Consider the following 20,919-nt stretch of genomic DNA (forward strand, 5'->3'; position numbering starts at 1 on the left):
CCCGTTCAAGCAGGCTTCAGCGCCGGCTCGATGTCGGTATGAATGAAATCATCGCCCTTGAAAAGGAGAGGCAGCTTGCGGATCTTGGCGAGAGCGTAGGAGAAACAGTCGCCCATGTTGAGATTAGCCGGGTGGTGGGAGCCGCGGCCATAGGTATCGTAGGCGGCACGGGCAACGCCGACATGGACCATGTCGAATGGAACGATCTCCGGTTCAACCAACGAGAGAAACTCGTCTATCTGTCGAGCGCCACTCGGAAAATCGTCTCGCTTCGAAACGCAATATGCTTCGTGCAGAGTCGCGGCGCTGAGTGCAGCCCAAGGCCGCTCATCCAAATAACGCCTGAACAGGTCCGCGTCCGGTTCCCTGAGCAAGATGGCAACAATTGCCGATGTGTCTATGACGAAGCCGCTCAACGCAGCCCCTCTTCCCACATTTCATCGCTGATCCTCTTGAGGTCGAACGGTTTGCCCGGCTTCGCTCCTAAGCGCCGCAAATCCTCCAGAATGGATGGCTTCCGCCTTGCGACATTGAAGCTTTCCGCCAGCCGATCCCTGGCCTCCTGTTCCATGGAAACCCCACGCGCCGCAGCGCTTTCACGCAGCTTCTGTTTTACGCGGTCATCGAGGTTGCGGATCGTCAGAGTGCTCATGGTAAACCATCATACTCGCCGCAGATCGCGTCGCTCAGTTCCTTCTGGGTGAAGTATTTGAACCGGCTCTCCGCCGGCTCATCGGTTTCGAGTTCGGCGGCGCGACGCATTTCGTCGGCATCAATCCGGCTTGCCGGCTGGCCGAAGTCGCTGGCCTGCTCTGAAAGGAGTTGCCGGAGAGCCTCTTGCAGAGATCGGCCGCTTTCGGCCGCTTTTACGCGCGGTGCCTGCTTCACATCTTCAGGCACGTTCTTGATCGTCAACGTCGCCATGATCCAGCCTCGTGCTGTCATTGCAGTCAATGTATGCATTGACTGCAATTCGATCAAGCTGATCTCAAGTGAGCTTCCACGCCATCCAGATCAGCACTAGCGCAATCACCCATAGCGCGATGCGGCCGGAGCGCGTGTGCCGCGCCTCGGCCTTGCCGATCGCGCGTGCGGTCGCCTCGTCGAAACGCAGCCCGTTCTCTGCCATGAGGTCGATCTCGCGCGACAGGCGCTCGGCGCGATGCGCAAGTTCCGGCGCGTGGCGGGCAAGCGAGAGGAGCGCCGTTGCACCCTCGCGAGCGTCTGAAAGCAGGCCTCGTGGCCCCAGATTTGCGGCGATCCATTGGCCGACCACAGGCTCTGCCGCTCGCCACATGTTGAAGGCCGGGTCGAGCGTGCGGGCGACGCCTTCGACGACGACCATCGTCTTCTGCAGGAGCACCAGTTCCGGCCTGGTCTCCATGTCGAACAGTTCGGTGACCTCGAAGAGCAGCGTCAGAAGCCGAGCCATCGAGATCGTCTCCGCCGGCTGGCCATGGATGGGCTCGCCGATCGCGCGGATAGCCTGCGCGAAGGCGGTGACATCGTGCCTGTGAGGCACGTAGCCCGCTTCGAAATGCACCTCGGCGACGCGCAGATAGTCGCGGCTGATGAAGCCATAGAGGATCTCGGCGAGGAAGCGACGCTCTTTTCTGCCGAGCCGCCCGGAAATGCCGAGATCGACCGCGACGATATCGCCCGCCGGGTCGACAAACAGGTTGCCGGGGTGCATGTCGGCGTGAAAAAACCCGTCGCGCAGCGTGTGCCTCAGGAAGGACTGGATCAGCGTGACGGCGAGCGCCTTGAGATCGTGACCTGCTGCGCACAAGCCTTCGACATTGGAAAGCTTGATGCCGTCGATCCACTCCAGCGTCAGCACATCGCGGCCGGTACGCTCCCAGTCGACCGAGGGGACACGAAAACCCGGATCGTCGCGCGTGTTGCCGGCAAGCTCGGAAAGCGCGGCGGCCTCCAGCCGCATATCCATTTCGAGCTTGGTGGTCTGCGCCAGTCCCTCGGTCACCTCGACCGGGCGAAGCCGGCGCGTCGCCGGAATGTAGCGCTCCTGCAGACGGGCAGCGAGGAAAAAGCTTTCGAGGTCGCGCAGGAAGAGCCGGCGCACGCCTGGCCGGATCACCTTGACCGCGACCTGGACCGGCACGCCGTCGCGCATGACCGTTGCCGGATGCACCTGGGCGATCGATGCGGCCGCGACAGGCTCGCCGAAGCTCTCATAGAGCTCGTCGATCGGGCGGCCGAGCGAATCCTCGATGGCTGCGACGGCCTCGGCCCGCGGAAAGGTCTCCATGCGGTCCTGAAGCGCAGCAAGATCGGCAGCGATTTCGGGGCCGACGACATCCGGCCGCGTGGCCAGGAACTGGCCGAGCTTCACATAGGACGGCCCCAGCCGCGCGACGGCGTCCGCAAGGCGTTCGCTGCGCTCGAGCCGCAACGCGCTGCGACGTGTGAAGAGGCGCGCCATGCGCCAGCCGAGTTTCGGCAGGCCCCAGAGCTGGTCGCCGGGAAGGGCGGCCACCACACCTTCGCGGACCATGATCCAGCCAGCCCTGACGAGCCTGAAACCAGCGCCGACGGTGCTCATTGGGAAGCTTCCGTCAAAGCTTCCAGCCCGAATACAGTGCAGCGATGCCGCCAGAATAGTTTCGCCAGGTCACTCGCTCGAACCCCGCCGCCTTCACCATCGCGGCGAAATTCGGCTGGTTCGGAAACTTTCGGATTGATTCGACGAGATAGGAATAGGGCTCGCCCGCACCCGCGACGATCTGGCCGATGCGGGGAATGGCGTTGAATGACCAGGCCTCGTAGACTCGGTCGAGAAATGGCACGTCCACCTCCGAGAATTCGAGGCAGAGAAAGCGGCCACCGGGCTTGAGCACGCGGTAGGCCTCGGTCAGCGCGGCCTCGATCTTCGGCACGTTGCGGATGCCGAAGGCGATCGTGTAGGCGTCGAAACTCTCGTCGGCGAAGGGCAGCTGCTCGGCATTGGCCTCAACGAAGTCCACATTTTCCCTGAGGTGCTGCTTCTCGGCCCGCTCGCGGCCGACCTCGAGCATCGAGCCGTTGATGTCGAGCACGGTCGCATGCGCATTGCCGTCCGAGGCGCGGATGATGCGAAAGGCGATGTCGCCCGTGCCGCCGGCAACGTCCAGCACTTTCCAGTCGCCGCGCTTCGGCGGGTTCAGCCAGGCGACCAGCGCATCCTTCCACAGCCGGTGCATGCCGGCCGACATCAGATCGTTCATGACGTCGTAGCGGCCGGCGACGCGGTGGAACACGTCGTTGACAAGCGGCTGCTTCTCACCCTCGCCGACATTGCGGAAGCCGAAGGAAGTCTCCATTCCGCCGATGGCCGAGGTGCGCTGTTCTGACATTTTCGTGATCTGCCTCAATTCCGGCCGGACCATAGCCGATCGGAATCTCCGACGCTATTGCCTAGCAGGCGCGATGAAGAGCCGCGCTTCGGAACGGAGAAGGGGACGCGAAATGGTTCTGAAAGCGGAGCTGCATTGCCATATCGAGGGCGCCGCCACGCCCGATCTCGTCATCCGCCAGGCGCAGAAATACAATGCGGATGTCTCGCCCTTCATCCGCAGCGGTTCCTTCGTCTGGCACGATTTCACGAGTTTCCTCGCGGCCTACGACTTCTCGGCGAGCCTGTTTCGCACCGAGGAGGACTATGCCCTGCTCGCGGAGCACTACCTCACCAGCCTTGCACGGGACGGAGCCATCTATTCGGAGATATTCATCTCGCCCGATCATGCGCGCGAGGCCGGTCTTTCGCCTGCCGCCTATACAAATGCGCTTGGCGAAGGCATTTCGCGCGCCAGGGCCAAGACCGGCCTTGAGGGACGCATGATCGTCATCGGCGTCAGGCATTTTGGGGTCGAGCCTGTCGAGGCGGCGGCGCGCTTTGCGGCCAAATGCCGCCATCCGCTTGTGACCGGCTTCGGCATGGCCGGCGAGGAGCGTTTCGGCGACCTCGAGGACTATCAGCGCGCCTTCGAGCTCGCCCGCGAGGCGGGGCTCGGCATTACCGTGCATGCCGGCGAGCTGGCCGGCTGGGAGAGCGTGAAGGCTGCGCTGAACCACATCCGTCCTTCGCGCATCGGGCATGGCGTACGTGCGATCGAGAACCCGGACCTCGTCAGGCGCATTGCCGAGGAAGGCGTGGTGCTGGAGGTATGCCCGGTCTCCAACATCGAGCTGAAAGTGTTCGACGGCTACGCCAATCACCCTTTCAACGCCTTGAAGGCGGCCGGCTGCAAACTCACGCTCAATTCCGACGACCCACCCTATTCCGGACGAGCCTGAAGCGTGAGTACGACGTGGCCGGCGAGCATTTCGGGCTGGATGCCAGGGCGCTCACGGCAGTGACCAGGACGGCGATCGAGGCAGCCTTTGTCGATCGCAAGACGCGCGCGGCGTTGCTTTCCCGGCTCAATGGCTCGGCAGGCCGCTGATCTTTGCGCCACAAAATTGTGGTTCAGTGAGCTCGCTCGTTTCCTGGCAGGTTTCTCCTGTGCAGATCAGCGGCTAGAGTAGTCGTCAAGCCGCAATCCGGGAGCAGATCATGAAGGGCGTCACCGTCGTCGACCACCCGCTTGTCCAGCACAAGCTCACTATCATGCGCAACAAGGAGACTTCGACGGCCGGCTTCCGGCGGCTCTTGCGTGAGATATCGCTGCTGCTGGGCTATGAAGTGACGCGCGACCTCGAGCTGACCACCACCACGATCGAGACGCCGCTCCAGACCATGGAGGCGCCGACGCTGGAGGGCAAGAAGCTGGTCTTTGCCTCGGTGCTGCGCGCCGGTAATGGGCTGCTCGAAGGCCTGCTCGACCTCGTGCCGGCCGCTCGCGTCGCGCATATCGGGCTCTACCGCGATCACGAGACGCTCGAAGCCGTCGAGTATTTCTTCAAGGCGCCGAGCGACCTTGGCGACCGGCTGGTCATCGTGGTCGACCCGATGCTCGCCACCGGCAATTCGGCTGTCGCGGCGATCGACATGCTGAAGGGCCGCGGCGCCGTCAACCTTCGCTATCTCTGCCTGCTTGCCGTGCCCGAAGGGATCGAGCACTTCAGCAAGGCGCATCCCGACGTGCCGATCTATACGGCGGCCATCGACAGTCATCTCAACGAGAAAGGCTACATCCTACCCGGCCTCGGCGACGCCGGCGACCGGATGTACGGGACGAAATAGCGGCGATTTGGGCTTGATGGGCGGCTTATGTTTGACCGTTGACGCTGCCCCTCATCCGGCTGCCGCCACCTTCTCCCCGTAAACGGGGAGAAGACCGCCGGCCGATTTGGCGGCGCTTCTCCTGCAACGCTGGCGATTGGCGAAATCAAGGCGGCAGTCGTGCTTCTCCCCGCTTGCGGGGAGAAGGTGGCGGCAGCCGGATGAGGGGCAGCGCCAACGGTCAGAGGCTAGGGCGACATAGCTTGCAGTGCGCAATTCCGAGACTTAACCAACCGTTAACATAACCCCGCTTTCGCAGCCCGCGAACGGCATTCGTTAAGCCAGCAAACACCCTGACATCATAGCATCGCACCTGACCACAGGGCCGCGGGCATGCTGCGCAAATTCATCATGGTCGGCATCTTCGCCGCGAGTTCGGCGTCGATCCCGGCCATCTATCAGTCAAATCCGGAGGCGTTCCAGAGCCTGGTGAGACTGGCTGCCCAGGGCCGCGACCCGGCGCCGCCGCGCATGGAAGCGCCCGCACCGGAACTGCGTGTCGCCAAGGTCGAGCCGGAAACGCTGCCAGGACACAAGGTGCGGCTCGCGGCGGATCCAGCCGGCCATTTCCTTGCCGAGTTCAAGTTCAATGGCCGCCGCGTCAACGCCATGATCGACACTGGCGCGACCCTGGTCGCTATCAACCGCTCGACGGCGAAGAAAATCGGCATCAGCCTGACGCCCGCCGATTTCAAGTACCAGGTCACCACGGCGAACGGAAACGCGCGTGCCGCGGCAGCTACGATCGACAGCCTCGAAATCGGCCGGATCGCCATCGACAATGTCCAGGCCGTCGTTCTCGAGGACAAGGCCCTCGACGGAACGCTGATCGGCATGAGCTTCCTAAAGCAGCTGAGAAGGTTCGAGGTGGAGGACGGGGCGTTGCTGTTGGTGCAATGAGGAGGCAGCAGGCAATAGGGCAATACGGCAATAGGGCAATAAGGGATCAGCTTCCAACCACCGTGCGCCGCTGCACCCCCTTGGTCCCCTATTGCCCTACTGCCTTATTGCCTTATTGCCCTAATCCCTCGCCACAACGCGCCGTATGACCGCCTTCTGCGCCGCCGGACGGCTGTCGGCTATCCGGTAGGCGGACCGGATCTCGGCCGCCGCCCTTTCTGCCGAGCTCTCGCTTCGCGCATGGATTAGCGCGAGCGGCTCTCCCTCACGGATTTCCGCGCCGACCGGGACGAGCGCCGTCAGGCCGACGGCGTGGTCGATCGTGTCTTCAGGACGCGTGCGGCCGCCGCCCAGAGCGACCACGGCAAGACCGATCTCCCTCGTAGCGATCGATCCGACATAGCCGGCATGCGGCGCGGTTACTGGAATGACGACTGGCGCCTTAGGCAGGTAGGCCTCGCACCGCTCGACGAAATCGGCCGGGCCGCCAAGCGCCGTAACCATGCGGCCGAATGTCTCCGCTGCCTTGCCGCTGTCCAGGGCGTGGTTGGCGCGCAGCAGCCCTTCCTGATTGGAACCGGCGATCCCGGCCGATTGCAGCATTTCGGCTGCAAGCGCCAGGGTCACGTCGATGAGCCGCTTATCGCGCGAGCGGCCGGTTAGGAAATCGACGGCGTTGGCAACCTCGACTGCATTACCGGCGGCGGACGCCAGCGGCTCGTTCATGCCGGTGATCAGTGCCGTCGTCTTCAGGCCGGCGCCGTTCGCTACCTCGACGAGGCTCGTCGCAAGCTCCGTCGCATCGCGCGACTTCGTCATGAAGGCCCCGTTGCCGAGCTTCACGTCGAGCACGAGCGACTGCAGTCCGGCCGCGAGCTTTTTCGACAGTATCGATGCAGTGATCAACGGCACCGACTCGACCGTGGCCGTCACATCCCGGATCGCGTAGATGCGCTTGTCCGCCGGCGCGAGGTTTGCGGTCTGGCCGATGATGGCGCAGCCCGCGGCAAGCACGGCCTTGCGAAAGAGCGCATTGTCGGGCTGGCTGACATAGCCCGGTATCGCGTCCATCTTGTCGAGCGTTCCGCCGCTATGGCCGAGCCCGCGTCCGGAGATCATCGGCACATAGGCGCCGTTGGCGGCTACGATCGGCGCAAGCATCAGCGAGACATTGTCTCCGACGCCGCCGGTCGAATGCTTGTCCGTGACCGGGCCGGGCAGGTCCGACCAGTCGAGCACGTCTCCGGAATCGCGCATGGCGAGCGTCAACGCCACCGCCTCGTCGCGGCTCATGCCGTTGAGGAAGATCGCCATGGCAAGCGCCGCGACCTGCCCCTCGGATACCGTGCCAGCGGCGATGCCAGCGACGAACTCGGCGATCTCGCTCGGGGCGAGCCGCCTGCCGTCGCGTTTGGTTCGGATGATTTCCTGGGGGAGCATTAGGGGCCTTGATGCTCGATAGGCAAACACCGGCGCCCTGTCGCGCCCCCCTCTGTCCTGCCGGACATCTCCCCCACAGGGGGGGAGATTGGACGGCCGCTTTGCCGGCTCTTGTCCCGCAGCGTTGACAATTGGCGAAATCCTGGAAGACAGCCGATCTCCCCCCTTGTGGGGGAGATGTCCGGCAGGACAGAGGGGGGCGAGACGGAGCGCGACACCTCAAATCTAGGCGTGCCAAGCATCACTCCACCCCCTCCGCAAACATCCGCCTCAGGATCGCCGCCAGCCTCGCGCCGCCGAGAGGGGCCATGTCCTTCGTTTCCTGGTGCGAGAGTTCGGCGCCCGTCATGCCGGCCGCCAGGTTGGTGATGACGGAGCAGGCGGCCACACGGAGTCCGAGGAAACGGGCAAGGATCACCTCCGGCACGGTCGACATGCCGACGGCATTGGCGCCCAGCACCCGCGCCATCCTGATCTCGGCCGGCGTTTCGAAGGAAGGGCCTGAGAACCACATGTATATGCCCTTGAAGAGCGGTGCTCCGGTTGCCGCGGCTGCCTTTTCGATCGCAGCGCTGATCGCCCTGTCGTAAGCCTCGGTGAGGCCCACGAAGCGGCGCTCGGTCGGCTCGCCGATCAGCGGGTTGGCGCCGGAGAAGTTGATGTGGTCGGTAATCAGCATCACCGAACCGGGTCCCATCCCCGGCTCGAGCGATCCGGCGGCGTTGGTGAGGATGAGCTTCGTGACGCCGATTTCGGCGAGCGTCTGCAGCGCCGGGCGCATGGCTGCCGCGTCGCCGTGCTCGTAATAATGAGCGCGCCCGGCGAGCATCAGCACGGGGGTGCCGGAAAGCCGGCCGGCGACGAGCTGGCCGGCATGACCGGTGACGCCGCTCCTGGGAAAGCCCGGCAGCTCGGCATAGGGAATGCGGACAGCGCCTTCGACCTCGTCGACCAGCCCGCCAAGCCCGGAGCCAAGCACGAGCGCAGTCGTCGGCGTGAGATTGCCGAGAAGCTTGCCGAGCTTGTCCCCACTCTCGCTCATGTCAGCTCGCTCATTTCAACCCGCTCATTTCAAGAGGTCCGCCCGGAAGCCATAGGGTAGCAGGTCGCCCATCGTCACAGTCTCGACGACGCCGGTCGCGTCGCAGAGATGGACCTTCGTTTCGGGCCCGGCGAACTCGGCAAGCCGCTGGCGGCAGCCGCCGCATGGCGTGACCTTCGGCATGCGCTCGGCGATCACGGCCACTTCGGCGATCCTGCCGCCGCCGCCCATCACGAAATGGCCGAGCGCCGTCGTCTCGGCGCACCAGCCTTCGGGATAGGAAGCGACTTCGATGTTCGCCCCGGCGAACACCTTGCCGTCGGCAGTGCGGATTGCCGCGCCAACCGGAAATCTCGAATAAGGCGCGTAGGCTTTCGCCATGGCCGCCTTTGCAGCCTCGAACAGGTCGTGGGACATCGGTTATTCCTTGCGGATGATCTTGTTCGGGAACCGGTATCTACTTCTCAGAATCATGCCTTAGCGTTCTTTCACATATGGCACGCCGCCGGCACGCGGCGGGATCGCTCTGCCAACGAAGCCGGCGAGCAGCACCACGGTGAGCACATAAGGCAGGGCCTGCATGAACTGCACCGGCACCTTGCCGATCATCGGCCAGGGCTGGCCCTGGAAGCGGATCGAAGCGGCGTCGAGCAGGCCGAACAGCAAGCAGGCGAACATGGCGGGCACCGGCCGCCATTTCGCAAAGATCAGCGCGGCGAGCGCGATGTAGCCCTTGCCCGCCGTCATGTCCTTCACGAAGCCGGCATTCTGCGCGACCGACAAATAGGCGCCGGAGACGCCGGTGAGCACGCCGGTGCAGATCACGGCGCGGTAGCGCAGCCATGCGACGGAGATGCCGGCCGTATCGACCGCGGCGGGGTTCTCGCCGACTGCGCGCAGGCGAAGCCCGAAGCGCGTGCGGAATAGCACCCACCAGGTGAAGGGCACCATGAGGAAGGCGAGATAGACGAGGATCGAGTGGCCGGAGATCAGCTCGGAATAGAGCAGGCCGAGGATCGGGACGTCCTTCACCGCATCGGCGCCGGGAAGCGTGATCGTCTCGAAGCGGGCTGCGCCGGAAAGTGCCGGCGTGCGGCCGCCCTGGCGGAACCAGGCCTGGCCGAGAATGATCGTGGAGCCGGCCGCGATGAAGTTGATGGCCAGCCCCGAAACGACCTGGTTGCCGCGATGCGTGATCGATGCGAAGCCGTGCACCAGCGACATCAGCACGGAGATGATGACGGCGGTCAACAGGCCGAGCCAGGCCGAGCCGGTGACAGCGGCTGCCGCTGCGCCGGAAAAGGCGCCGGCGAGCATCTTGCCTTCAAGTCCGATGTCAACGATGCCGGCACGCTCAGAATAGAGGCCGGCGAGGCAGGCGAGCAGCAGCGGCACCGAGACGCGGATCGTCGCGTCGAGCAGCTGGACAAGGACGTTGATGAACTCCATCTCAGGCGCCTTCCCCCTTGGTCGCGACCATGCCGACCGAACGAGGGCTCATCGCGGCGAATGCGGCCTGGACTGCCGGGCGGAACATGTGCTCGAGCGCGCCGGCAAATAGGATGACTAGGCCCTGGATGATGACGATCATGTCGCGGCTGATATTGGGCATGTCGAAGGAAAGCTCGGCGCCGCCCTGGTAGAGCATGCCGAACAGGATGGCGGCGAGCACGATGCCGGCCGGATGCGAGCGGCCCATCAGCGCCACGGCAATGCCGACGAAGCCCGCGCCCGCGACGAAATCCAACGCCATGTGGTGCTGGTCGCCCATGATCGGATTGAGCGCCATCATCCCGGCCAGCGCCCCCGAGATCATCATGTTGAGGATGATGATCCTCGCCTCGCTGATCCCGGCATAGCGGGCCGCCTTCGGGCTGTGTCCCTGCGTGCGCATCTCGTAGCCGAGCTTGGTGCGCCAGATCAGCAGCCAGACGAGATAGGCCATGGCAAGCGCGAGCAGGAAGGATACGTTGAGCGGTGCCGAGCGGACATGAAGTCCGATTGCCTGCAGGAGAAAGTTGAGCTTCGGCAGTTGCCCGCCCTCGGCAAAGCCGCGCGTCTGCGGCGCCATCTCGCCGAGCGGCTTCAGGACGTCGACCAAGAGGTACACCATGATCGAAGCCGCAATGAAGTTGAACATGATGGTGGTGATGACGATGTGCGAGCCGCGCTTGGCCTGAAGATAGGCGGGGATCAGCGCCCAAAGCGCGCCGACCAGCGCCGCGGCAAGGATCGCCAGCGGGAAGGTGAGCCACCACGGCAAGATCGAATCGAAGGTGAGCGCGACCAGCGAGACGCCGAGGCCGGCGATATAGGCCTGCCCCTCGCCGCCGATATTGAACAGGCCGCAGTGGACGGCCACCGCGACAGCGAGCCCGGTGAAGATGAAGTTGGTCGCGTAGAAAAGTGTGTAGGCGATGTTCTGGCCACTTCCGAACGCGCCTTCGAACAGGATGACGGCGGCGCGCAACGGATTCTCCCCGACCAGAAGCACCACCAGCCCGGCAACGATGAATGCGACGAACAGGTTCATCAGCGGGATCAGCCCGTAATCGGCCCAGGCTGGCAGCTTCGCGTATGGCGCGCTCACTCGGCGGCCTCCCTCTGCTCGATGCCGGCCATCAGCAGGCCGAGTTCGCCCTCCGTCGCCTCGGGACCGCGCTCGCCGACGATGCGGCCGTCAAACATCACCAGGATGCGGTCCGACAGCGAGCGTATCTCATCGAGCTCCACCGAAATCAGCAGCACCGCCTTGCCGCGGTCGCGCATCTCGATCAGGCGGCGGTGGATGAACTCGATCGCGCCGACGTCGACGCCGCGCGTCGGCTGCCCGACGATCAGCACGCCGGGGTCCTTCTCGATCTCGCGCGCGAGCACGATCTTCTGCTGGTTGCCGCCGGAGAAGTTGGCGGTCTTAAGCCGCGGATTGCCTGGCCTGATGTCGAATTTCTCGATCTTGTCCTTGGCGTCCTTGATGATGGCCGGGATGTCGAGGAATACGCCGTTCAGATATTGCGCGTGGTCGTGGTAGCCGAGGATCGAGTTCTCGTTCTCCTCGAAGGGCAGCACCAGCCCGACATGATGCCGGTCTTCCGGCACATGTGCCAGGCCGCGGCCGCGCAGTTCGCCGGGATCTGCTTCGCCCGTGACATCGATTGGATGGCCGTCGAGCTCGACCGTGCCCGAAACCGCCTTGCGGATGCCGGAGATCGCCTCGATCAGCTCGGACTGGCCGTTGCCGGCGACACCTGCGATCCCGACGATCTCGCCTGCCCTGACGTCGAAGGAGACGTCGTTGACCATGGTGACACCGCGCTGATCCTTCACGCTGAGGTTCCTGACCGACAGCTTGACGGCAGCCGGCCGAGCCTCTTCCTTGTGGACGCGCAGCAGGACGCGGCGGCCGACCATCATCTCGGCAAGCTCTTCGACGGTCGTCTTCCTAGTCTCGCGCGTGTCGACCACGGTACCCTGGCGCATCACGGTCACATTGTCGGTGATAGCCATGATCTCGCGCAGCTTGTGCGTGATGAGAACGATGGTTTTCCCCTGCTCCTTCAGCTGTTTGAGGATGCGGAAAAGGTGGTCTGCCTCGGCCGGGGTCAACACGCCGGTCGGCTCGTCGAGGATCAATATGTCGGCACCCCGGTAGAGGGCTTTCAGGATCTCGACGCGTTGCTGCAGTCCAACCGGCAATTCCTCGATGATGGCGTCGGGATCGACCTCGAGCCCGTACTCCCTTTCGAGGCGCGCCAGCTCTCCACGCGCCTTGGCGATGCTTCTCTTCAATAGCGGCTCGCTCTCGGCGCCGAGGATGACGTTCTCCAGCACGGTGAAGTTCTGCACCAGCATGAAATGCTGGTGAACCATGCCGATGCCGACCGCGATCGCGTCGTTTGGCGTCTGGATGAGGGTGGGTTTGCCATTGACGCGGATCTCGCCGCTGTCGGCGTGGTAGAAACCATAGAGGATCGACATCAGCGTCGACTTGCCGGCGCCGTTCTCGCCGATGATGCCGTGGATCGTGCCGCGCGGAATCTCGAGATGGACGTCGCGGTTGGCATGGACCGCGCCAAAACTCTTGTTGATGCCGATCAGCTCGATTGCAGCTTCCGCCATGCAAGGTTCCCACTCTTGGATTTTTTTTATCGTTTGGTCAAAACGACTTAGCACGCCTGCCTTCGCCATGCCAGCGGCGGCGCCCCCCGCTACTCTCGACAAAAGCGCCTGCTCTTGTCAATTTCGAAGCCTACCGGTCAGGTTCCGCAAACGTACTGCACGGCTTTGCAACAGGAACCGGCACTGAAGTCGACTGCCATGGGAGGCGCCAATGACCACGACCGATCGCCTGACGGCGCTCGAGATCCGCGCGGCCGAGCAGGAAAAGACGATCGAGGAGCTTTCTGGAGAAGTCGCCGCCCAATGGAAACAGATCGAGAGGCTGCAGAAGAAGCTTGATGCGCTTACCGACAGGTTCCTTGCGCTGGAGGAGCATGCCGCGCCGCCGATCGAGGCGCGTAAACCTCCGCATTGGTGAGGGTCCGAGGAAGGTCCAGCCCATGGCCGCCGGGAGCAACAGGGTGTCGCGGGCCGAGAGCTTTGTGCTCGGATTGATGAACGACGCGGAGCGCCAGCGTGCCGAGCGCGATCTCGAGATCGATCCGGTTTTTCGCGAGGCCGTGCTCGAGTTCGCCGGACGGCTGCAGGTGCTGGATGTGGTGCCCCAAAAGGCCATAGGCGGTGCCGAGCACTGGAAGCTGATCGCGGCGCGGATTGCCGCTCTGCCGCACATGCGCGGGGCCGAAGAAGGTGCCATTGTACCGGTCCGAAAGCTCAGGACCGTTGGGAAAGTCCAGCGAAAGTGGGAGCCGGTTTTCCGTCCGAAATTGCGTAAAATCAGATATGCCCTGCCGTCTCGGCAGGCGGCGGTCTACGCGATCTCGCTCATTGCTGCGTTTGCAGCAGGTTATCTCGCTGCACTTTGGCTAATGTGAGCGGCAGAAGGACGACGACCCCGATCAACGAGACCGCGGCAAGCAGCATGCCAAAGCCACCGAAGCCGAAATTTTCGATGATATGGCCGGCGAGCGGGGGCCCGAACAAGGTACCGAGGCCACCGGCCTGTGCGACAAGGCCGATCGCCACCGATGCCGAACCCGACTGCGGGACGAGGAACGGGATCGCAGCAAAGAGCGCCGAGGCGACCAAGCCGCCGATGATGGCGTAGGCGACGACGGCAAGGGTCGCAAAGGCCGGATCGGCAGCTGTGAAGCCGGGGACTGCGAGCGCCATATTCGCCAGAAAGCCTGCCCCTGAAAGCAGGACGATGAAGCGCAGGCCGCGGCCGCGCACGAGAATGCCAGCAAGGATGTTGCCGACCGGGACGGCGAGTGCGATCGCGCCCGCGGAGAGAAGCAGGCCATCCCTCTCACCGGCATAGGCAGGCATGAACGTAAAGAAGCCGACCGAGCTGACGACATAGACGCCGAAGGCGAGCGCGGTCAGCCAGACCGGCAATGTCATTGTCGCCATGAAGGTGTTCCCGGCCGCCCCGCTTGCGCGCTGCTCCAGATACTTCTCTTCGTGAAGCAGGAGAGCGGCAAGGCCGGCAACGACGGCGAAGGCGGCAATGGAGGTGGCCAGATAGATCTTCGGCCCGGTCTCAGGCAGCATGGCGCGCGCCGAAAAATCGGCGACGGCAAAGCCGATTGGCACGAAGCCGCCCCAGATGGCGAGCACCGGCGCTTTCCAGCGCGCCGGCGAGATGGCCGCCAGCAGCGCCGGCGTGGCGATGACAAGCACGAGGTAGCCGGCACCCTCGACGAGCCGGGCGGCTAGCACCGCCGACGGCGCATCGAGCAGCGACAGCGCGAAACCGCCCGCCGCCAGGACGAGCGAGCCGGCGACGAAGGTGCGGTCCGGCCCGGCGCGCTCGATCGCCCAGCCAGCCGGCAGCGCAACCGCAGCGACGAAAATGCCGATCATCGAGGTGAACCAGCCGATCAGCGTCAGCGAGAGGCCGACCTCGCGCTGATACCAGTCGACGAGCGGAGCGATCTTGCCGAGCTGTGCGCCGGCAAGAATGCCGACGATCTGCAGGACGACGATGATCGCTAGACGACTGGCATTGCTGGTCATTGATCGCGTCTGGCCCCTGCTCGATCGCCTGCTTCACGGCGTGTCCTACACGCCCCTTAGACAACCGCGGCGACACACCACAATAAGATTCAGCAAAGGAGATTCGACGCTCTGAATCGGCCCGCGTTTCGTAGAGCGCTCGGCTTGCTCCTCTAACGTCGGCGCCGCCCCTCACCCTTACGCTCTCCCCGCAGGCGGGGAGAGGGGGCACTGACGTTGGCGCCTAGCTCCTCTGCCGCAGGAGTCGCGACGCTGACGACCCCCTCTCCCCGTTTACGGGGAGAGGGTAAGGGTGAGGGGCGGCGCCTGCGCCAAACTTGTGGCGTCGGACATAGCTGCCCCCATGTAAAACAAAGCCGCCGGGCTCACGCCCGGCGGTCTTCGTCATCCCAGTACACAAGCCGATCAATAAGGGCAGTTGTTGTCCTTCGTATAGTCGTGGACCTCGATCTTGCCGGCAATAATGTCGGCCTTGGCCTTGTCGGCCGCTTCTTTCATCTCCGGCGTGACGAGATCCTTGTTGTTCTCGTCCATGGCGTAGTCGACGCCGCCCTCCTTGAGGCCGAGCAGGTTGAGGCCGCCCGTGAACTTGTCGTCCTTGGTGTCGGCGAAGGCGTTGTAGACCGCGACGTCGACGCGCTTCATCATCGAGGTCAGCACCTTGCCGGGCTGCAGGTAGTTCTGGTTGGAATCGACGCCGATGCCGAGCTTGCCTCCGTCCGCCGCGGCCTGCAGCACGCCGACGCCGGTGCCGCCGGCCGCTGCATAGATCACGTCGGCGCCCTGGTCGATCTGCGCCTTGGCGATCTCGCCGCCCTTGGTCGGGTCATTCCAGGCAGCCGGGGTATCGCCGGTCATGTTCCAGATGACGTCGGTCGCCCCCGCGGCCTTGGCGCCGCCGACATAGCCGCAGCCGAACTTGCGGATGAGCGGGATGTCCATGCCGCCGACGAAGCCGACCTTCTTGGACTTGGAGGCCATTGCAGCGAGAACGCCGACGACATATGAGCCTTCATTCTCCTTGAAGATTACCGAACGTACGTTCGGCTTGTCGACGGAGCCGTCGATGATGACGAACTTGGTGTCCGGGAAATCGGGAGCGATCTTCTCGATCGCCGTCGCCCAGGAGAAGCCTGGCATCACGATCGGGTTGTTGCCGTCTTCCGCGAATTTGCGCAGTGCCTGCTCGCGCTGCGAGTCGTTCTGGATCTCGAAGTCGCGATATTCGATGCCGGTATCGGTCTTGAACTTTTCGGCGCCGTTGAAGGCAGCCTCATTGAAGGATTTGTCGAACTTGCCGCCGAGATCGTAGATGATCGCCGGCTTGATGTCCGCAGCGAAGGCCGGAGCGGTCATCGCGGCAGCGGCCAGGAGGCCCAATACGAAACGCTTCATGTGATCCACACCCTGTCGGTTGTTTTGCGTGAGGCAGCGCTGCCGGCCGTTCTCCCCGTCGGCTGCTCTGCAAGGCAGGAGTGGTTTCTCCCTCCCGCTCGCGCGCACTCTGGCACGGCGGAAAGCAAATTTCACGAAGATTTTTGACCTTTTGGACAAGGCCTAGGCGGCAAGCAGATGGCGCATAGCCTGGCAACGAGGCGAATGCCGACGGGTTGTCTGGTACGGGAAGAGGTCCGTTGGGATGCTGGATTTCTGGTTCGAATGACGAAGCCGGACCCAATGCTTGGGCAGCCCATGAAAGTCCGGTTCAGGCGTCGACAGTCTGGGGAATTGCGCAAGCCACCCCGGTGCCCTTCAGTCCGCAATAGCCGTGAGGGTTTTTGGCCAGATATTGCTGGTGATCCTCTTCGGCGTAGTAGAAAGGGGGAGCAGGCGCGATTTCTGTGGTGATCTTGCCGCGGCCGGCATTCCTGAGCTCGGCCTGGTAGGCGTCGCGCGAGGCGACGGCCATGCGTGCCTGCTCGTCGCTGGTCGTGTAGATCGCCGAACGATAGGTGGTGCCGACGTCGTTGCCCTGGCGCATGCCTTGCGTGGGATCATGCGCTTCCCAGAAGACCTTCAAGAGGTCGGCATAGGAGACCAGCTTCGGGTCGTACATGACCATGACCACCTCTGCGTGGCCGGTAAGGCCGGTGCAGGTCTCCTGATAAGTGGGATTGGGCGTGAAGCCGCCGGCATAGCCGACCGCCGTCACCCATACTCCTTTCGTCTGCCAGAACAGCCGCTCGGCGCCCCAGAAGCAGCCCATGCCGAAATAGGCGATCTCGAGCCCCTCGGGATAGGGACCTTTGAGCGGGCGCCCGGAGACGCGATGCTTCGAAGCGGTGGGCATCGCGCGGTCGCGGCCCGGAAGCGCCTCGGAGGCCTTCGGCAGCTGCAGCTTCTTGTTGGAGAATTCATTCAGGAAGAACATCCGCTTCTCCTTGGTGGTCTTTCGCCCGGCCTCTCACGCCCTTTGCGCGAAAGGATCCAGGCGGCGTGCCGGCTTGCGGCCGATCGCATAGAGCAACAGGGCAAGCACGCCAAAAACGACGAAGCCCGGCAATTTGAGGATAAACAAGGCGACCGGGTCCCAGAGCGCAGGCAGCAGCAAGGTCTCGACGGTTGCCTGGGCCTTGGTAAGCGTGTCGGGCGACACCGTCTTCCAGCTTTCGCCAAGCGGCGTCATCACCCAGCTTCCCGCGGCGACCGTGCGCGTCGCATCGAGCACGGCCATTACTGTCGCGACGGCGAGCGAGACAGTCGCCATCAACCGGAACAGGAATCGGATCATGCAGCCCTTGCGTTTCCCGGAGCGATTCGCGTGCCCTTTTTCCGGGTGCATGAGATACGGCTTCGCCCGCTGGCGCGCAACATTTTACACGCGATTTTGACGCCATGCAGGTTTCGGAATGTGATCAAGCGTTATGCGAGAATGCTACCAGTCCGAGCAGGCAATTTCGGGCGACCGCGAATTGCAGCCTAAAGCGGCTCACATGCTCGGCGCGGGTCGGCGGCGATTGGTGCGCCAGACGGCGAAGATGCCGCCGGCGATAGCGCCGGCCAGCATGGCGGCGAGACCCAGGAAGAAAGCGAAATAGCCGCAGGCGCCTTCGAAGCAGCTCATCTGCGTCGCGTCCGCGATGATCACACCGCCGACGATTCCGGCGCCGAAGCCGAGCGCGCCGCCGATGATCACCCCGAGCAGGGCAGCGATGACCGAGACGATCGCCGGCGGGCGTCCGGTTCCGGTGTTCGAATAGGCGGCTGCCGTACCCGGATGACGGCTGAGCAGCCGGATGCAGATCACGCCGATGGCAATTTCGGCGGCGGCATAGGCGAGCGGAGTGAGTGTCACCACGAAATCGGGTGTGACGAGCACATAGGCTTCGCGCAGCGCGATCCAGACGATGTTGACGATTTGCCAGATGGTGAAGTGGCGTGGGAAACGGACGGAGCCGCCTATCGCGAGGCCGACGAGATAGAGGCCCCAGAGCATGTTGACGACACCGGCCGCGAGCGAGGCATAGACCAGGTAGAGCGCGCTGTCCGGGATGCCGTAAACATATGTGACAGACCAGGCCGAATAGACGGCGTAGATGGCGATGAGAATGTTGACGCCGACCCAGAGTGCCGGCAGCGTCGCGAGGCCTGAGCGACTTGCGCCTGGTGCAGTCCCCGTCCGGTCCGGTTGTGACATGCGCTTTCCCTCCCCAATGCACGAGCGATACGGCTTGCCAATGCCAAGTCAAGGACGGCATTTCGGATAGCGGCATTCGGGCCTTGGCTTTCGCCGGCCGATCGACTAGATGAGGCGCGCTCCTGGGCTTGCGTCGGCGATTTTCGGGGGCAGCGGGTGCGGGCGCTGGTTGACGACCGCTTCAGTCCATCGGGCAATCCCGCAAAGGTTTCGCTTCCCCAACCCGCGCGGCAGAACCGGCCGTCGCCGAAGCGATGCGGAGAGGTGGCCGAGTGGTTTAAGGCGCACGCCTGGAACGCGTGTATACGGGAAACCGTATCGGGGGTTCGAATCCCCCTCTCTCCGCCAGCATCCATGTGTCCGGTAGTAAGAGTCCGGCCTGAAAAGGATTGTCGTCCGTGCGATCGCGTCGAAAGGGAGGCGTCAAAGCTGCCGCCGCTGTTCCCTGTCCATGCGGTTCAGGAGTTCGGCCAGCCCGTCCGCGTCCTCGAAATCGAGCCCTCAGCAGGAAGTCCGTTTCGAGAAAAGGCTCGCCCATCACCGCCCACTGCCCGGTGAGCGTGTCGATCACCGACCAGGTGCTGTCAGAGCCTCGCCTTAGACCGTATCGCTGGGGCATAACGAATATTAGACAATGTGCATATTTCTGTCCAAATTTGGCGGCGGATGGCGATCCTGCCGGGCCGCCTGAAAAGGAATCTCGTATCGACTGCCTAAAGCTCTCCCGGCGCAAGCACCGCAAGATATTCGGCCTCGCTCGCCTGCAGCCATTCGTAGCCGCGGCTCCAGGTGGAGGCATCGGTCGTCGCCAGCGGCAGGTTGCGCAGCAATGGCGCTTCGGCGTGAAGTTCCGCGCCAAGCGCCCGCTCCAGCTCACTGGCGCGCGGCTGAAGGGTGGCGCGCGTGCCCGACAGGGGCATGCCGCGTGGGCCGCGCACGAACAGGCCGACGCTGTGGTTGGTGATATAGAGCGACAAGTTGAATTCGGTGCCGGGAACCGCGCGCCAGCGCGAATAGACATTGCCCCAGCCGTAACGGATGCCCGGCCGCATGGCGATGAAGCCGTCCCAGAAGCGCCGCATGTCGAGTGCCGACAGCCGCCGCAGCCCGACGTCGGGCATGTCCCATTCGTGGCGGATGGTGCTCAAGCGAATCTCCGGAAGCGCAGTCCGCTACTGTAGAGGAACGGCCTGCCTGCGCAAACGGATAGGGAGGCGGCTATGGGGGTCTCGACGAAACGCCGATTCTCGCATTCTCATCCGGCGTCGTGTTTCAATAGCCGCAATTGTCGGAGCTGCAGCGGGGTGAGGTGAGCCGGAGACCTCGTGCATTGCCGCTGCGATTGCGGTTAGCCAGGCGGACGGCTCGGGCCGGAGCGGAAACCGAAGAGTGCGGCTTTCATTCGCCATAGCAGGAAGACGGTCACTTCGAAGGCAATCACGATCAAGATCAGGCGCAGGCCCGTCGCGGCCATATCCTGCCGATCGCCCCGCAACAGGTAGCCCGAGACGAGAAATCCCATATTCCAAAGGGCAGAACCGACGAGCGTCGCAAGTCCGAACGACAAGACCGACAGATTCAATGAACCTGCAGCGATGCCGACGTAATTGCGCACAGTTGGCACGAGTTGCGCCAAGAGGCTGATCCGAAAGCAGCGACGGCGATAGCTTTCGGCAAGTCTCCGGTAGGTTTTAGGCCGCAGCAATATGTAACGGCCGAACCGATCCACGAATGAACCCGCTCGATCCGGGCCGAGAGCCTTGCCGACCCCGAACCACAGCAGCGATCCTGCGGTCGAACCAAGCACCGATACAGCGTGCAGAAGCGCCAGCTGCAGCCCGTCCTTGGCAACGGTCATTCCCAGATAGAGCAGGATGGCATGGGAGGGCGGAACAGGCAGGAGCTTTTCCGTGAAGGTCAACAGGAGCACGCCGGCGAGACCCAACCCGGCGCCGAAGGACAAAACGTCGATCATGGGAAATGCCGGCAGTGGCGGGATGATTTGATTTTGGAGATGCGGAAAACCGCTGCGGGGGGAAAATTGCGAAATGTTCGTCCAATCCGTACCGCTTCGAGGCCCAGCCGATCAAGCAGGATTTCATCGATCGGGCAGCGCCAGCCATAAGTGAATTGATAGAGGTTGCCACCCGGCCGAAGTGCGGCAGACGTGGCTTGCAGGATGGCAAGGGTCGGGCGGCTGGGTATGGTCAGAAACGGCAGCCCGCTGACCACCGCGCCAAACTGTGAGTCCTGGATAAGCCGCCTGCATCGGATATCCGCTGCATCCGCCTCCAGCACGGTCGCCTTGGGAAAGCGTTTCCTCAGCAGAGCCGCGAAATGGGCATTGGCTTCCACGAGGGTCAGGTCGGCCTCGGCGACACCCCGTGCAATCAGCGCCCGGGTGAAGGGCCCAGTGCCTGGCCCCAGTTCCAATACCGGACCGGTACCGGGGCCGATATCGCGCGTCATCATTGTGGCCAGCGTGGCGCTGGAAGGCACAATGGACGCGATCTTGAGCGGCGCCATCGCCCAGGCTCGCAG

23 protein-coding genes, 1 tRNA gene and 1 pseudogene are annotated in these 20,919 nt (G+C 63.7%); 6 read left to right on the forward strand and 19 right to left on the reverse strand.

Annotation, left to right across the window (positions count from 1 at the left end):
• Positions 1–5 precede the first annotated feature (5 nt).
• From SAZ10_RS27425 to ubiE, 5 genes are all read right to left on the reverse strand, one after another.
• Positions 6–434 (reverse strand): type II toxin-antitoxin system VapC family toxin, encoded by a 429-nt coding sequence (locus tag SAZ10_RS27425; RefSeq protein ID WP_318612613.1) that lies wholly within the window; start codon positions 432–434, stop codon positions 6–8.
• Positions 413–652, reverse strand: coding sequence for a FitA-like ribbon-helix-helix domain-containing protein (locus SAZ10_RS27430; RefSeq protein WP_318612614.1), 240 nt, complete (start codon positions 650–652; stop codon positions 413–415). The genes SAZ10_RS27425 and SAZ10_RS27430 overlap by 22 nt, the downstream gene beginning before the upstream one ends.
• Entirely contained in the window at positions 649–924 is a 276-nt protein-coding gene (locus SAZ10_RS27435) for a FitA-like ribbon-helix-helix domain-containing protein (protein ID WP_318612615.1), read from the reverse strand. Before SAZ10_RS27435 ends, SAZ10_RS27430 begins: the two co-directional genes overlap by 4 nt.
• 64 nt (positions 925–988) lie before the next feature.
• Complete coding sequence (gene ubiB, locus SAZ10_RS27440) at positions 989–2,563, reverse strand: 2-polyprenylphenol 6-hydroxylase (RefSeq protein ID WP_318612616.1); 1,575 nt, start codon at positions 2,561–2,563, stop codon at positions 989–991.
• Between the two features lie 13 nt (positions 2,564–2,576).
• Positions 2,577–3,353, reverse strand: coding sequence for a bifunctional demethylmenaquinone methyltransferase/2-methoxy-6-polyprenyl-1,4-benzoquinol methylase UbiE (gene ubiE / locus SAZ10_RS27445; RefSeq protein WP_318612617.1), 777 nt, complete (start codon positions 3,351–3,353; stop codon positions 2,577–2,579).
• A gap of 112 nt (positions 3,354–3,465) precedes the next feature.
• On the opposite strand from ubiE, the pseudogene SAZ10_RS27450 reads away from it, so the two are divergent.
• From SAZ10_RS27450 to SAZ10_RS27460, 3 genes and pseudogenes are all read left to right on the forward strand, one after another.
• Positions 3,466–4,442, forward strand: a pseudogene (locus SAZ10_RS27450) (adenosine deaminase).
• 110 nt (positions 4,443–4,552) lie between these two features.
• Positions 4,553–5,182, forward strand: coding sequence for a uracil phosphoribosyltransferase (gene upp / locus SAZ10_RS27455; protein WP_318612618.1), 630 nt, complete (start codon positions 4,553–4,555; stop codon positions 5,180–5,182).
• Between the two features lie 372 nt (positions 5,183–5,554).
• Positions 5,555–6,121 (forward strand): TIGR02281 family clan AA aspartic protease, encoded by a 567-nt coding sequence (locus SAZ10_RS27460; RefSeq protein WP_318612619.1) that lies wholly within the window; start codon positions 5,555–5,557, stop codon positions 6,119–6,121.
• Between the two features lie 120 nt (positions 6,122–6,241).
• Here the strand turns inward: SAZ10_RS27460 and deoA are convergent, their stop codons facing one another.
• From deoA to SAZ10_RS27490, 6 genes are all read right to left on the reverse strand, one after another.
• A complete protein-coding gene (gene deoA, locus SAZ10_RS27465; protein WP_318612620.1) occupies positions 6,242–7,561 on the reverse strand; it encodes a thymidine phosphorylase in 1,320 nt (439 codons plus the stop codon).
• Between the two features lie 241 nt (positions 7,562–7,802).
• On the reverse strand, positions 7,803–8,603 hold the full coding sequence (locus SAZ10_RS27470) for a purine-nucleoside phosphorylase (protein WP_318612621.1): 801 nt from the start codon (positions 8,601–8,603) through the stop codon (positions 7,803–7,805).
• A 24-nt stretch (positions 8,604–8,627) separates the two neighbouring features.
• Positions 8,628–9,020 carry a cytidine deaminase gene (cdd, locus tag SAZ10_RS27475; protein WP_318612622.1) on the reverse strand — a complete coding sequence of 131 codons (393 nt, stop codon included), beginning with the start codon at positions 9,018–9,020 and terminating at the stop codon, positions 8,628–8,630.
• Between the two features lie 60 nt (positions 9,021–9,080).
• Positions 9,081–10,052, reverse strand: a complete 972-nt coding sequence (locus SAZ10_RS27480) for an ABC transporter permease (protein ID WP_318612623.1) — start codon at positions 10,050–10,052, stop codon at positions 9,081–9,083.
• A 1-nt stretch (position 10,053) separates the two neighbouring features.
• Entirely contained in the window at positions 10,054–11,193 is a 1,140-nt protein-coding gene (locus tag SAZ10_RS27485) for an ABC transporter permease (RefSeq protein WP_318612624.1), read from the reverse strand.
• A complete protein-coding gene (locus SAZ10_RS27490; protein ID WP_318612625.1) occupies positions 11,190–12,722 on the reverse strand; it encodes an ABC transporter ATP-binding protein in 1,533 nt (510 codons plus the stop codon). Before SAZ10_RS27490 ends, SAZ10_RS27485 begins: the two co-directional genes overlap by 4 nt.
• A 211-nt stretch (positions 12,723–12,933) precedes the next feature.
• Here SAZ10_RS27490 and SAZ10_RS27495 point away from each other — a divergent pair, with 211 nt between their 5' ends.
• Together SAZ10_RS27495 and SAZ10_RS27500 are read left to right on the forward strand one after the other, a co-directional pair.
• Positions 12,934–13,140, forward strand: coding sequence for a SlyX family protein (locus tag SAZ10_RS27495; protein ID WP_318612626.1), 207 nt, complete (start codon positions 12,934–12,936; stop codon positions 13,138–13,140).
• A 22-nt stretch (positions 13,141–13,162) separates the two neighbouring features.
• Positions 13,163–13,597 carry a hypothetical protein gene (locus tag SAZ10_RS27500; RefSeq protein ID WP_318612627.1) on the forward strand — a complete coding sequence of 145 codons (435 nt, stop codon included), beginning with the start codon at positions 13,163–13,165 and terminating at the stop codon, positions 13,595–13,597.
• Here the strand turns inward: SAZ10_RS27500 and SAZ10_RS27505 are convergent.
• From SAZ10_RS27505 to SAZ10_RS27525, 5 genes are all read right to left on the reverse strand, one after another.
• Positions 13,548–14,741 (reverse strand): MFS transporter, encoded by a 1,194-nt coding sequence (locus tag SAZ10_RS27505; protein WP_318612628.1) that lies wholly within the window; start codon positions 14,739–14,741, stop codon positions 13,548–13,550. The genes SAZ10_RS27500 and SAZ10_RS27505 overlap by 50 nt on opposite strands.
• A gap of 405 nt (positions 14,742–15,146) precedes the next feature.
• Positions 15,147–16,136 (reverse strand): BMP family ABC transporter substrate-binding protein, encoded by a 990-nt coding sequence (locus SAZ10_RS27510; RefSeq protein WP_318612629.1) that lies wholly within the window; start codon positions 16,134–16,136, stop codon positions 15,147–15,149.
• A 310-nt stretch (positions 16,137–16,446) separates the two neighbouring features.
• Positions 16,447–17,112: a peptide-methionine (S)-S-oxide reductase MsrA gene (gene msrA / locus SAZ10_RS27515; RefSeq protein ID WP_318612630.1), complete on the reverse strand. Its 666-nt coding sequence runs from the start codon at positions 17,110–17,112 to the stop codon at positions 16,447–16,449.
• A 33-nt stretch (positions 17,113–17,145) separates the two neighbouring features.
• Positions 17,146–17,472 (reverse strand): hypothetical protein, encoded by a 327-nt coding sequence (locus SAZ10_RS27520; protein ID WP_318612631.1) that lies wholly within the window; start codon positions 17,470–17,472, stop codon positions 17,146–17,148.
• Between the two features lie 198 nt (positions 17,473–17,670).
• Positions 17,671–18,378, reverse strand: coding sequence for a hypothetical protein (locus tag SAZ10_RS27525; RefSeq protein WP_318612632.1), 708 nt, complete (start codon positions 18,376–18,378; stop codon positions 17,671–17,673).
• Between the two features lie 258 nt (positions 18,379–18,636).
• Between SAZ10_RS27525 and SAZ10_RS27530 the strand changes: the two genes are divergently transcribed.
• Positions 18,637–18,726, forward strand: a tRNA-Ser gene (locus SAZ10_RS27530).
• Positions 18,727–19,091: 365 nt separating this feature from the next.
• On the opposite strand, the gene SAZ10_RS27535 is transcribed toward SAZ10_RS27530, so the two are convergent.
• The 3 genes from SAZ10_RS27535 to SAZ10_RS27545 form a co-directional block, all read right to left on the reverse strand.
• Complete coding sequence (locus SAZ10_RS27535) at positions 19,092–19,526, reverse strand: hypothetical protein (protein WP_318612633.1); 435 nt, start codon at positions 19,524–19,526, stop codon at positions 19,092–19,094.
• Between the two features lie 200 nt (positions 19,527–19,726).
• A complete protein-coding gene (locus tag SAZ10_RS27540) occupies positions 19,727–20,353 on the reverse strand; it encodes a DedA family protein (RefSeq protein WP_318612634.1) in 627 nt (208 codons plus the stop codon).
• On the reverse strand, positions 20,350–20,904 hold the full coding sequence (locus SAZ10_RS27545; RefSeq protein WP_318612635.1) for a class I SAM-dependent methyltransferase: 555 nt from the start codon (positions 20,902–20,904) through the stop codon (positions 20,350–20,352). Before SAZ10_RS27545 ends, SAZ10_RS27540 begins: the two co-directional genes overlap by 4 nt.
• Positions 20,905–20,919 lie beyond the last annotated feature (15 nt).

It is taken from the genome of Mesorhizobium sp. BAC0120, assembly GCF_033542235.1.
Taxonomy (GTDB): domain Bacteria; phylum Pseudomonadota; class Alphaproteobacteria; order Rhizobiales; family Rhizobiaceae; genus JAWRCU01.